This window comes from Isoptericola haloaureus, from assembly GCF_036689775.1.
GTDB classification, from domain to species: Bacteria; Actinomycetota; Actinomycetes; order Actinomycetales; family Cellulomonadaceae; genus Isoptericola; species Isoptericola haloaureus.
Genome location: NZ_JBAGLP010000110.1, coordinates 305,936 through 318,522, shown reverse-complemented (window position 1 = coordinate 318,522; position 12,587 = coordinate 305,936). Strand labels below are relative to the sequence as shown.

Annotated in this window: 10 protein-coding genes; 5 read left to right on the top strand and 5 right to left on the bottom strand. The window is 74.9% G+C overall.

All coding sequences use genetic code 11. The features are described from left to right. The first annotated feature begins 1 nt into the window (after position 1). Genes V5O49_RS05305 through V5O49_RS05295 form a run of 3 tightly spaced genes read left to right on the top strand, consistent with a single transcriptional unit; the run spans position 2 to position 3,811 of the window. Positions 2-1,072 carry a glycosyltransferase family 2 protein gene (locus V5O49_RS05305; RefSeq protein WP_332901307.1) on the top strand — a complete coding sequence of 357 codons (1,071 nt, stop codon included), beginning with the start codon at positions 2-4 and terminating at the stop codon, positions 1,070-1,072. Further along, positions 1,069-2,430, top strand: coding sequence for a polysialyltransferase family glycosyltransferase (locus V5O49_RS05300; RefSeq protein WP_332901306.1), 1,362 nt, complete (start codon positions 1,069-1,071; stop codon positions 2,428-2,430). Before V5O49_RS05305 ends, V5O49_RS05300 begins: the two co-directional genes overlap by 4 nt. A gap of 49 nt (positions 2,431-2,479) precedes the next feature. Next, on the top strand, positions 2,480-3,811 hold the full coding sequence (locus V5O49_RS05295; protein ID WP_332901305.1) for a SpoIID/LytB domain-containing protein: 1,332 nt from the start codon (positions 2,480-2,482) through the stop codon (positions 3,809-3,811). A 10-nt stretch (positions 3,812-3,821) separates the two neighbouring features. Here V5O49_RS05295 and V5O49_RS05290 read toward each other — a convergent pair whose 3' ends face one another. Beyond that, positions 3,822-4,013: a Trm112 family protein gene (locus tag V5O49_RS05290; RefSeq protein WP_332901341.1), complete on the bottom strand. Its 192-nt coding sequence runs from the start codon at positions 4,011-4,013 to the stop codon at positions 3,822-3,824. Positions 4,014-4,030: 17 nt separating this feature from the next. Further along, positions 4,031-5,461 carry a phosphomannomutase/phosphoglucomutase gene (locus tag V5O49_RS05285; RefSeq protein ID WP_332901304.1) on the bottom strand — a complete coding sequence of 477 codons (1,431 nt, stop codon included), beginning with the start codon at positions 5,459-5,461 and terminating at the stop codon, positions 4,031-4,033. 60 nt (positions 5,462-5,521) lie between these two features. Here V5O49_RS05285 and manA point away from each other — a divergent pair, with 60 nt between their 5' ends. After that, positions 5,522-6,760, top strand: coding sequence for a mannose-6-phosphate isomerase, class I (gene manA, locus V5O49_RS05280; RefSeq protein ID WP_332901303.1), 1,239 nt, complete (start codon positions 5,522-5,524; stop codon positions 6,758-6,760). Between the two features lie 7 nt (positions 6,761-6,767). On the opposite strand, the gene V5O49_RS05275 is transcribed toward manA, so the two are convergent. Beyond that, positions 6,768-7,160, bottom strand: a complete 393-nt coding sequence (locus V5O49_RS05275) for a DUF3499 domain-containing protein (RefSeq protein ID WP_332901302.1) — start codon at positions 7,158-7,160, stop codon at positions 6,768-6,770. Between the two features lie 67 nt (positions 7,161-7,227). Here V5O49_RS05275 and V5O49_RS05270 point away from each other — a divergent pair, with 67 nt between their 5' ends. Further along, complete coding sequence (locus V5O49_RS05270) at positions 7,228-7,659, top strand: metallopeptidase family protein (RefSeq protein WP_278235161.1); 432 nt, start codon at positions 7,228-7,230, stop codon at positions 7,657-7,659. 12 nt (positions 7,660-7,671) lie between these two features. Here V5O49_RS05270 and V5O49_RS05265 read toward each other — a convergent pair whose 3' ends face one another. Further along, positions 7,672-9,279: a DUF5719 family protein gene (locus V5O49_RS05265; protein WP_332901301.1), complete on the bottom strand. Its 1,608-nt coding sequence runs from the start codon at positions 9,277-9,279 to the stop codon at positions 7,672-7,674. After that, positions 9,276-12,539 (bottom strand): glycosyltransferase, encoded by a 3,264-nt coding sequence (locus V5O49_RS05260; protein WP_332901300.1) that lies wholly within the window; start codon positions 12,537-12,539, stop codon positions 9,276-9,278. Before V5O49_RS05260 ends, V5O49_RS05265 begins: the two co-directional genes overlap by 4 nt. Between the last annotated feature and the right edge of the window lie 48 nt (positions 12,540-12,587).

Genomic DNA, 12,587 nt, shown 5'->3' with positions numbered 1-12,587 from the left:
GATGTCACGGACACCCCGCGTGTCGGTCGTCATTCCGGGCAAGGACGTCGCCGGCACCGTCACCGACACCCTGACGAGCCTCACGCGGCAGTTCGACGACCCCGGAGACCTCGAGGTCGTCGTCGTCGACGACGGCTCCACCGACACGACCAGCGACGTCGTGGAGTCGTTCTCACCACGCTTCCCGGACCTGTCGCTGGTCGTCAACCCTGCGCCCGTCGGACTGGCCAGCGCCCGGAACCAAGGCCTCGCCGCGGCTCGCGGCCGCTACGTCGCCTACCTCGACGCCGACGACTGGCTCGCTCCGGGCCACCTTCCGCACCTGGCCGACGCCATGGACACGCTGCGCGTCGACTTCGTGCGGACCGACCACACGACGGTCGAGGGGCGCCGACGCTCCCTGGTCCGCGCGCCCCAGTCCATCCGCGGCGTCCCGCTGCTGCCCCGCAGCTCGGTGCTCCCGGCGACCGAACGGACCCAGGTCGACTACCCCTACGCCTGGGCGGGGCTCTTCGACCGGGCGCTGGCGGAGGACGGCCTGCTGACGTTCCCCGACGGTCTGTTCACGGCGGAGGACCGGCCGTGGATCTGGCGGCTGTACCTGCACGCGCGCTCGTACGCGACCGTCGACTCCCCCGGCATCCTCTACCGTCGGGGCCTGCCGGGTTCCCTGACGCAGACCTACGACGCGCGTCAGCTCGACGTCGTCCCCGCCCTGCACCAGGCCTTCGACGTCGTCGAAGCCGACGAGGAGGCCGAGGTCCTGCTGACCAAGCTGGCCCGCACGACGATCGCCCTGACCGCGCACCACCTCCGCCGCAGCCTGCGGATGGCACCCGCCAGCCGCCGTCGGCTGCGCCACGGTGCCCGGTCGCTGCTCGCGCGGATCCCCGCGGACGTGCTCGCCTTCGAGACGGCCCGGATCCATCCGGGCCGGGCCTGGGCCCTGCACGGGCTGCTCCCCCACCCCGACCCTCGCGCGCGCTACCGGCCGCCCCCCTCGGTGCTGGCGGCGGCACGTGTCCCGACCCGCCCGACCTCCGCGCCGATCAGGTCGGAGGTGGCCTCGTGACGACGATCGTGGTCGCCTCCACCCTGTATGGGGCCATGACCGCGGCCGCAGCGCTGGAGGACGAGCAGGCCCCGCGGTCACGGGACACGGTCCTGGTCGTGGTCAACAACGCCGCCGCGCCGGAGCTCACGCCCGCGCTGGACGAGATCGACGCCGCAGCACCGGTGCTGGCGCGGTTCGACCGGGTGTTCAGGCTCGGACCTCTGCTCGCGCCGGCGCACCCGTCCACGTGGGACCCGTCCGACGACGACCTCCCCGTGCTGCGACGTCTGCTCCAGCGCGCCTGGGGCCTGGACGACACCCCGCCCCGCCTGCTCCTCGAGTCGGTCGGCACGCTGCCGTCCCGCACGCTGGCGCGCGTCTTCCACGACGCCGCGGTCGTGGTCTACTCCGATGGCCTCATGAGCTACGGGGCGACGCGCACGGCGGTCCCGCTCGAGATCGCCCAACGCATCGAAGCCGTCCGCTACCTCGATCTCGTCCCCGGTCTCGCGCCGTTGCTGCTGTCCGAGCACGGAGTGCCGTCGCACCCGATCGACGTGGCCACGTTCCGGTCCGTGATCGACGAGGTCGCCGACCGGACGGATCCGCCGGCGACGTCGGGCAACGGTCGTTCCGCCGTCCTCGTGGGCCAGTACCTCGCCACGCTGGGCATCCTGTCGCGGGACGAGGAGACCGCGCTGCACGTGTCCATGGTGCGGGCGGCTGCGGACCGCGGTGCCACGCGCGTCCGCTTCAAGCCGCACCCGTCGGCGCTTCCCTCCGACCTCGGGCCGGTGCGAGCCGCAGCACGGGAGGCCGGGGTCACGATGGAAGTCATCGACGACGCGTCGCCGGTCGAGGCGATCCTGCGCCACGACCCGCCGACCCTCGTCGTCGGCTGCTACTCGACCTCGTTGGTCGCCACGGAACGTCTGCTGGGCGTGGAGGCGGTCACGGTCGGGACCGCGACGGTGCTGTCCCGCCTGCGGCCGTACGCCGACAGCAACCGCATCCCGCTGACGATCGTCGACGGGGCGCACGCCGATCCGTCCTACGACGCCGACCGCCTCCGTGCACTCGTCGCCTCCGTGGTGTACGCCATGCACCCCGAGCGGCTCCCCTGGCTGCGGAGCACGGCCGAGGAGTTCCTGGAAACAGCGGACGGCGACACGCTCGACAGGTACTTCGCCGGGGCATCGCTCGACGCCCTGGGCCTGCCGGGCGAGACGCCACGTCGGCTGCGCTCCGCGCTCCGTCGGTCCGCGTCTCGAGTACTCCGCAGCCCGATGACCGGTCTGCTCGTGCGGCTGGCCGACCGCTCGCCTCGCCAACTGATCGAGGGCCGCCTCCGCGGACGAGGTCTGCGGCGCTTCTGACGACGTCGCCGTCCTGTGGTGTTCGGCATCCGACGTGCATACTGGTCATGTGAGTTGGACCACCGTCGCACTGCGGGCAGCCGCCCGATCCGGGCTGGCGCTGCTCCTCGCCTCGACCGCGGTGCTCGCGACCGGTATCGCGCCGGCAGGAGCCGCATCGGATCCTCCCGACCACTTCGTCCTGCGGGGGACCGGCTTCGGCCATGGTGTCGGCATGCCGCAGTACGGGGCCTACGAGATGGCGCGTCAGGGAAATCACACCTCCCGCATCCTCAAGCACTACTACAGCGGGACGAGATCCTGGTACCGCAGCACGCCCAAGAATGTGTCGGTCCAGGTCTACGGCCCCGACCCCTACGGATACGGTGCCTACGGCGACAGCAGCGCCCGCACGCAGGTCACCGTCTCCGGTGGGGGCTGGCGGTTGCGGTCGGGTTCCGGGGAGACGCTCGCCAAGGGCTGGGGCACGACGACGCTGACCGTCGTCCCGCGCGGGGGAGCCATCGCCGTCCAGGTCGACGGGCGGGAGTACCGGGGAACGCCGCTGCGCCTGCAGTGGACCGGCACGCGGTACTACAAGTTCCGGTCCGACCGGCGTGCGGTGGTCGAGATCGACGGCGCCCAGGGCACGTACCGCCACGGCCGTTTGACGCTGTCGTCACGGTCCGGCATCAGCAACATCGTCAACGATCTCCTGCTCAACTCGGAGTACCTCAACGGGATCGCGGAGATGCCCTCCGCCTGGGGAGCCGACGGCGGCGCGAAAGCCCTCCGCGCGCAGGTCATCACGGCTCGCTCCTACTCCGGGATCAAGGCGTCGTCCCCGCGGCAGTTCGCCTGCCGCTGCGATCTCGTCGACGACGTCCGCGACCAGAACTTCACCGGTTGGCTCCACGAGAACGCCGGACCCGACGGCCGGTACGGGGACCTCTGGGTTCGCGAGGTGGCCGCGACGACCCGTTCGGCGACCGAGGGCCGCGTCCTGACCTACGACGGTGAGCCCGTGGTGGCCCACTACTTCTCCTCGAGCGGTGGTCGGACCGCGAACTCCGAAGACGTCTGGACCACGGCGCTCCCCTACGAGCGTTCGGTCGACGACCCGTACAGCCGGGCCGCACCCGGCAACTCCTTCAAGGACTGGAAGCGCACGCTGACCCAGGAGGGCGCGCGGAAGCTCTTCGGCCTGACCGACGTGGTCACGCTCCGCACCGAGGCGCGCTGGCCGAGCGGTCAGATCCGGGCGCTCCGCGCCACGGCGAGCGACGGGACGTCACACGCGATCTGGGGCAAGGCCGACCGCATCCGTCATCGTGTCGGAGCACACACCACGACCGGCAGCATGCCCTCGTCCTGGGTGCGCTGGATCCGTCCCGTCGCCTGAGCGGCCACGGTCAGTCCGGCGTGGAGCGCAGCACGCGGGACTCGGACGGCAGCAGCACAGGGATCCCGTCACGCACGGGGTAGGCGAGCGGGCGGTCCGGGTCGGTCGAGCGCAGCTCTGGGGCCCCGTCGGGTCCCACAGCATCCAGCAGCTCGGCACCGGTGACCGGGCAGCGCAGCACGCTGCGCACCCACGGGTCCATCGGGGGGGTCGGGTCGCTCACAGGTCCTCCTCGTGCACGAGGGACAGCACGTCGTCGCGCAGCTTGGTCATGATGTCGTGGTCGGCGGCCTCGACGTTGAGGCGCAGCAGGGGTTCGGTGTTGGACGCGCGCAGGTTGAACCACCACTTGGGGTGCTGGTCGTCCCAGTGCGTGACGGTCAGGCCGTCGAGGGTGTCCACGACCGCCTCGGGGTAGGCGCGTTCGTAGGTGGTGCGCACGCGCTCCACGGTCGCGCCGGGGTCGGTGACGGTCGAGTTGATCTCGCCCGAGGCGCTGTACGGCGTGTACATGTCGGACAGCGCGCTGGCAGGGTGGGGCTGGCCGCCGAGCGCGGCCAGCACGTGCAGCGCCGCGAGCATGCCGGTGTCGGCGAACCAGAAGTCGCGGAAGTAGTAGTGCGCCGAGTGCTCCCCGCCGAAGACGGCCTCGTGCTCGGCCATGGTCTGCTTGATGAAGGAGTGGCCCACGCGGGTGTGCACCACGGTTGCGGACTCACCGAGCAGGTCGGTCACCGCCCGGGAGGTGATGAGGTTCGCGATGACCGTCGCGGACCGGCCGGCGGCCCGCTCGCGGGCGATCTCGCGCATCCCCACCAGCGCGGTGATCGCCGACGGGGACACCGCCGCGCCGGTCTCGTCGACCACGAAGCAGCGGTCGGCGTCGCCGTCGAAGGCGAGCCCCAGGCCGGCGCCGTGGGAGACCACCGCGCGCTGCAGGTCGCGCAGGTTCTCCGGCTCCAGGGGGTTGGCCTCGTGGTGCGGGAAGGTGCCGTCCAGCTCGAAGTACAGCGGCACGACCTCGACGGGCACGGCCGGCAGTCCCGCCGCCTCGCCCAGCACCGCCGGGACCGTCAGCCCGGCCATGCCGTTGCCGGCGTCCACCACGACCTTCAGCGGCCGGATCCCCGACAGGTCCACCAGGGAGCGCAGGAACCCCGCGTAGTCGCCCAGCACGTTCTGCTCGACCACGTGGCCCGGCGTGGCGGCCACGTCCGGCTCGGAACCGTCCAGGAGCTCCTGGGCCCGGTCGCGCACCTGCGCCAGGCCCGTGTCCTGGCCCACCGGCCGCGCCCCGGCCCGGCACAGCTTCAGCCCGTTGTACTCCGCCGGGTTGTGCGAGGCGGTGAACATCACCCCCGGCGCCTGCAGGCTGCCCGAGGCGAAGTACAACCCGTCGGTCGAGCACAGCCCGACGTCGACCACGTCCACGCCCCGGCTCGTCAGACCCGCCGCGAGCTCCCGCGCCAGCGCCGGACCCGAGTCCCGCATGTCCCGGCCGACCACCACCCGCGACGCCCCCTCGGGCAGCGCCACGACCTCCGCGAACGCCACGCCCAGCGCCCACGCCACCCGTGGGGACAGCTCTGCCGGGACGACTCCCCTCACGTCGTAGGCCTTGACGATGGCGGACAGGTCACGAGAAGTCACCCAGCCAGCCTACGGTGCCGAACCATCCGATGGACGGAACACGCGGGATATTCTCGTCCGGTGCTCTCCACCGCCGTGTTCCACGACCCGCTGCCGCTGACCAACGCCGTTCAGCGCTACGACTGGGGTGCGCGAGACGCAATACCGCACCTGCTCGGCATCGAGCCGGACGGCGGGCCCTATGCCGAGCTCTGGCTTGGCGCGCACGCCAGCAATCCTTCGGTCACGACTGCTCACGACGTGGAGATCCCGCTCGACGCGCTGCTGCGGGAGGTACCCGTCCAGATGCTCGGGCACCGCGTCGCCGAACAGTTCGGCCCCCACCTGCCGTTTCTGCTCAAGGTCCTGGCCGCGGACCGCGCGCTGTCCCTGCAGGTCCACCCGTCGGCGAGACAGGCCCGCGAGGGTTTCGCCCGGGAGTCGAAGACGGGCCTCGCGGCAGACTCCCCGCAACGCTCGTTCCGAGACGACCAGCACAAGCCCGAGATGCTCGTGGCGCTCACCCAGTTCGAGGGCCTCGCGGGGTTCCGTTCGCCCCGCACGATCCTCGAGATTCTGGACGGCCTCAAGGGTGACCTGGTCGAGGCGGTGCGCAGCACACTGCAGCGCGACCGGTCCCACGAGGGCATGCGGAGCGCGTTCGACGTCCTCGTGTCGGCGCGAGGAGACAGCGGGTGTGCGGCCGACATCGCGACGACGCTCGACGCCGTGCGCGAGCGTCTGGCCGATGGATCACCGTACGCCCGCGCGGACCAGGCGGTCGTCGACCTCTCCGACCAGCATCCCGGCGACCCCGGGGCGATCGCCTCCCTGATGCTCAACCGTGTCTCGCTCGAGCCGGGCGACGCCCTGTTCGTCCCGTCCGGTGAGGTGCACGCGTACCTCTCCGGTCTCGGCATCGAGATCATGGCCAGCTCGGACAACGTGCTGCGCGCGGGCCTGACCACCAAGCGTGTCGACGAGAACAACCTCGCCGCCATCGCTTCGTTCGCGCCGCGCCGACCTGCGACGCCGGAGATCACCACGGCAGGCAGCCGGGGCCAGGTGTCGACGTACCGGGTGCCTGTCACCGAGTTCGCCCTGACCATGGCCGACGTCGACCCGTCCGAGCCCGTCGCGCTGGCACCGACCGGTCCGCGTGTCGTGCTCTGCCTCGACGGTCACGTCGAACTGGCGGCCGACCGGTCGGACGTCGGTCCTGTCACCCTGTCCCGGGGCGGGTCCGTCTTCGTGCCCCACGACGCCGGCAGCCTCGCGGTCGCCGGGTCGGGGCACGTCGTCTGCGCGTGGGTGCCCTGACCGGGCCTCAGACGCCCGCGGCGGGCCCGCCGTCGGACTCGGCGCGCAGCACGCGGAGGTGCCCGCGGCGCGCCGTCTCGGTGACGCTGGCGGGTTCGGCCGGTGCCGGACGCTGCGTCACCCGCCCCGCGCGCCCCGCCTCGCGGACCGCCTCGGCGAGCGCCGACAGGTCGTCCTTGGACGGGGGCGGCGTCTCGAACTCCGGCTGCAGCCGCACGACCTCCCAGCCACGCGGCGCCGTGAGGCGCTCCGCGTGCTGGGCGCACAGGTCGTAGCTGTGCGGTTCGGCGCGCTGCGCCAGCGGCCCCAGCACCGCGGTCGAGTCCGCGTACACGTAGGTGAGGGTTGCCACCGCCGCCTGCGTGCATGCCGTCCGCGAGCACTGCCTGACCGATCTCACGCAGGGAGAATACGCGCCGCGCGGGGACCTGGGCTCCAGGCGCGCCGGGACTGGATACCCTCGGATCGTGAACGACGCCGCACCGCACCACGGCCTCCGTCGCCGCGACCGTCGTGGGCGGGGCCTGCGCGGCCCTCTCGTGCCCCCGGGCCTGCCGGGACACCGCACGCGCGCCGAGCGGTTCGACGACACCGTGCTGGCGGCGGTCGAGTCGATCGAGCGTCGGTGGCCGGCGGTGGGCCGGGCGGAGTTCGGCGTCGAGGACGTGCCCCCGTCGGACCCCGCGCCGTGGGAGTCGAGGGGCGTCCCGCTGGGGCGGCTCTTCCCGGCCGAGGCCGGTCAGCCGGCCCGCGTCGTCGTCTACCGCCGACCGGTGGAGACCCGCGCCGTCGACCCGGAGGACCTCGCCGACCTGGTCCACGAGGTCGTGGTGGAGCAGGTCGCGCACCTGCTGGCCCGCACACCGGAGGAGATCGACCCGCGGTTCGGCGACCGCTGAGCCTCCGGGCCGTCAGGGCGCGTCGACGCGGCGGACCTCCTCGACGCCGTCCGTCTCGGCGGCCGACGTGGGGTCCAGGGTGGCCACGAGCGTCCCGTCCGTACCGGTCCCGTCGGAGGCCGTGAGCCGGACCGACCAGAGCACCCGCGCCGCGGCGCCGCCCGCGCCGTCCGTGGCCGGGTCGACGAACACCGCCGTCGCAGCGCCGACGTCGGCGGCCGGGACCTCGACGGTCCCCCCGACCGGGACGTCGACCTGCTGCTCCCCCGCGACGCCACCGTCCGTGTCGACGCCCCGCAGCCGCACCGCCACGGTCCCGTCGAGGTCCGCGTCCTCCGAGCGGTCCGCCGGCACGGCGGCCAGCACGACCGTGGCCTCCTCGGCCACCGCCGGCAGGGCCACCTGGCCGGCACCGGCCGGCTCGTCCGCCAGGACCTGGCCGGCGTTCCAGGCGAGGTCGTACGGGGTGCCGTCCACCACGGAGTCCTCGGGCTGCTCCCCCGGCAGCGCGAAGCGGGCCGCGCCGACCACGGGCACGTCGGCGTCGACGACGACCGTGTAGGTGCCGGGGTCGAGACCGCCCAGGGGCACCGTGGTCACGGCGCCCGCACCCAGGTCGACGACGTCCGCGCCGCGCAGCGTCACCCGGCCCTGCGGACCGTAGACGCTGACCCGGGCCGTCCCGGACCGGTCGTCGGGTGCGAGCAGCCACAGCTCCGCGGCCTGGTCCTCGAGGGGCGCCTCACCGCGGCCGACGACACCGCTGAACGCCACGGTCCGCGACGGCGGCGCCCCCGGTTCGAGCAGGTCCGTGCCCGCCGGGACGAGCCCGTCGATCCCCTGGGTCTGCCAGGAGGCGGTGACGCGGGCGCCGGCGGCGCTGACGCGCACCGCGAGACGACGCTGCTCCGGCGCCAAGGAGTCGAGACGCAGCACCTCCTGCTCACCGGGCGCCACGGTGAACGCGCCCCGTCCGCCGATGGACACCGGGCCGTTCGGCCCGTGCACCGCGAGGCCGACCGTCGCCGGGGACTCGCTGGGGTTCTGGACCGTCAGCACGGCGGTACGCCCGACCTGGCTGCCGCCGCCGACCAGCCAGTGCTCGGTGGCCGGGGCGCGGCACGACGCGGCCGCCAGCCCTCGCAGGTCGCCGGCGGCCGTGCTGGACGCGAGGGCACCGGCGAGGCGCAGCGCCGACCCGGCGCGGGGGTCGGCGAGCAGGACCCGGGTCCCGGAGACCTCCCGGGTCAGCACGTCGAGGTCCGGCCCCGTCGTCAGGCCGGTGCCCCGGCTGCCGTCCAGCCGCGCGAGCACGGGGTCGCCGGCCGCTCCGCCCACGACCGCGGCCGCGGCGGTGCGCGTCTCGACGGGTGCCGCACCGAACTGGTCGTCACCGACGTCCGAGCCCTCGGGCAGACGGGCCGGTCGCGGGCAGACGTAGGTCGAGGTCGGCGGGTCGACCTCGACCTGGCGCGTGGTCGCGGCGACCGCCGTCGACTCGGGGGCGGTGAACCGTTGCGCCCACTGCTCCCCGACGGCCGCCGTGGCGACGAGCGCCGCGGCGACGGCGGTGCCGGACGTCACGAGGGCGATCCGGCGCACGGTCCGGCGGGCCCTCATCGGTGCCTCCGTCGCGACAGCGGCAGCGCCAGCAGCACGTAGACGACGAGCACGAGCCCCGTCAACGCGAACCACGGCGGGCGCGACGGCGCGGCGTACTCGACGTGCACGTCGCCGGCCTGGGCCCCGAGCCGGAACGCCTGCCGTCCGTCCAGGGCGGTGGCGGGGAGCCGACGGCCGTCGAGCGTCGCGCGCCAGCCCGCTCCCTCGCTCTCGGCCAGCACCAGCAGCCGGTCCTGCTCGCCGGTGCCGACGGTGTCGTCCACGGTGCGGCCGTCGCCGGAGAGGGTGCGCACCGCCGCACCCGTCTGCCCGTCGTCGGGTGCCCGGCGCAGGACCGTCGCCCAGGCGGGCGCCGGCCCGTCGGGGTCGACCCGCCACAGCAGCACCGAGCTCTCGGTGACCCGGGTCAGGCCGGGGACCAGGTCGAGGGTGGTGACGAGCTCGGTGTCACCGTCGGCCGGCATCTGGACGGCGCCGACCCCGAGAGCGGTGAGCCGGGTGGTCAGGTCGGGGCTGCGCCCGGCCGCCACCTGGGCGGTGAGCTCGTCGAGGGCGGCGACGTCGGCCCGCGCGCCGCCGGGCGCGAGGCCTGCCTCGCGCGCGCGGACCACGGTGGAGGAGTCGAGCACGCTCGACCCGTCGCGACGCAGCAGCGTGTACTCGACCACGCCGTCGACCCGGTCGAGCTGGAGCACGCGGGCGGCCTGGGGTGCGGACTGGAGCTGACGGCCGACGGCGGGCACCACCGCGGTGTCGTCGACCCGCAGGTCACCGACGGCGTGGCCGCGCCCGTCGGCGTACCACCAGGCACCGAGTCCGAGCACCGGCACGAGCAGAGCGACGGCGGCCAGCGCCCCGGCCGCCACGCGCAGCACGCGTCGGGTGCCGGGCGCCGGGACCGCGGCCAGTGCCGCGACCCCGAGCCCGAGGAGCAGCACCGACAGGCCCGGCGCGGGCCAGCCGTGGACGGGTCCACCGGCGCTGTCGGCCGCCACCACCGTGCCCTCGGCCACGAGCGCCAGGACCAGACCGAGGGCGGCCAGGCCGACGCCGAGCCGCGCGGCGAGGGGGCGCCGGCCCAGGACGAGACCGGCGACCGCGAGGACCGTCAGCGCGGCCCCGAGGATCCACGGACCGGCGTCGAGCACGGGGCCCGTCGGCAGGTCCAGGCCGGCCAGCCACGGCTGCGGCGTGGTCGCGTGGCCGAGCAGCAGGGTGATGCCGTCGACGTCCGCTCCCCCGACGGGAGCCCCGGGGGTGGCCAGCAGGGGTCGCCACCCTCCCGCGGTCCAGGTCGCGGCGGCGTGCCACCAGTACGGCAGCGCGACGACGACGGCGGGGCCGAGCACGACCAGCACCCGACGCCAGTGCCGAGGGACGACGGCGAGCCCGACCGCCCCGGCCAGGAGGGCGACGGCCGCGAGCGCGGGGGCGGCGGCGACCACGAGTGCCAGCAGCAGGCCCGCGGTCGCGGCCGCACCCAGGGAGCCGCGGGAGCCACGGGGACCGACCGTGGGCCCGACGTCGTCGCGCGCCTGGTGGCCGACGGCCCGCAGCGCGGCGAGCAGCAGCCAGGGCAGGGCGAGGTGGGCCACGACGGCGCCCAGCCGGCCCGTGGTCAGGGACTCCAGGAACCCGGGCCAGGCCGTCCACACCAGGGCCGCGGCCAGGCGGGCCCAGACCGACCGGGACACGGCGCCGGCGCCGAACCAGGCACCGACCGCGGCCAGCGGCAGGGCGGCCAGGACGAGTGCGTTCACCGCCGTCTGCGCCGCGCCCCCGGCCAGCGCGGTCAGGACCGTCAGCACGCCGAGCCACGGGTCCGCGGGCGCGCCGGTGCCGAGCCCGTCGTGGACCCATCCGGAGGCGGCCGCGTCGGCCACCTCGGCGAACGAGGCGGGGGCGGGCAGGAGCGCGCCCCCGACCACGCGCCCGCCGTCGGCGAGAACTCCCTGCCAGGGGCCGAAGGTCACCAGGGCGAGCAGGACGGTGGCCGTCAGCACGACGGCGAGGCCGGCGCGGCGCCGGCGGGCCAGAGCGTGCAGCTCGGCGCGCTCGAGATCGGTCAGGGACCGGCGTGAGCGGTGGGTCTCGGCCCGCGTGAGCCGGGCGTCGCGACGTCGGGCGGCGACGTCGCGCCAGCCCGCCTGCAGGGGGCGCAGGACGCGCCGCGGCATCGCGCGGGTGCGCGCGGCCCGCCGTCGGCCGCGGACGAGCGGCACCACCCGCAGCACCGTGACCACGGGGGCGACGAGCTCGTCGCGCGCCTCGGCCGGACGCGTCAGCGCCAACCGGTAGGCCGCGGCGACGGGCGCCCACACGATCAGGGCGACCAGCGCCAGCGGCAGCAGGGGCAGCGGGACGGTGACGAGCCGGGCGTAGAGCTGGCTGCGCCGGCGGGCGTAGGCGGAGGCGTCCCGGCTGCCGCGGGTGCGGTGGCTCCGGGGCCCGCGCAGTCCGCGCAGGGAGGCCTGCGCGTGGTGGACGACGGCGTCGGGCACGACGACGACGCGATGTCCGGCCAGCCGGGCGCGCCGGCACAGGTCGAGGCTGTCGCCGAACCGGCCCAGCTCGGGGTCGGTGCCGTCGAGCTCGCTCCACACGGACCGCCGCACCAGCGCGCCGGCCAGCCCGACGGCCAGCACGTCCTCGCGGGCGTCGTGCTGGCCCTGGTCGATCTCCGAGTCGTCGATGCCCGTCATCCGCCGCCCGAGCGGCGAGACGGTGTACCCGACCTCGACGAGCAGCCCGGGACGGTCGGGGTCGGGGGTGAGGGGGTTCCCGTCCTCGTCGAGGGGCCAGCGGCGCTGCTTGCAGCCCGCGACCGCCACCGCCGCGGAGTGCTCCACGGCCCGCAGCAGCGCGGCGAGCGCGTCCGGCGCCGGTGCGGAGTCGTCGTGCAGGATCCACAGCCAGGTCGTGTCCTCGAGCCCCAGCGTGGTCAGGGCGTGGTCGACGGCCTCGCCGAGGGTGCGGGACCCGGCGGCGCCGACGAAATGCCGGTCCCCGAGTCGCAGGTCGGGGTGCTGGCCGGTGGAGGGGGCGGCGTCGACGTCGACGACGACCACGTCCTGCGGGGCGCGGACCTGGGCGGCGACGGCGTCGAGGGTGTCCGGCAGGAACGGCGTCCGTCCGCGGGTGACGACCACGGCCGCCACGGTCACGGACTGCCGCGCGGGCACACCCGTGACCGGGTCCGGGGCCACGTCGTGGACGTCAGCCCCGTCCGGCGTCCGGGTCAGGTGCGGTGCAGTCATCCTGAGCGCCATGATGCGGCGCCCGGACGCCCTCGGCGGGGATTTGGC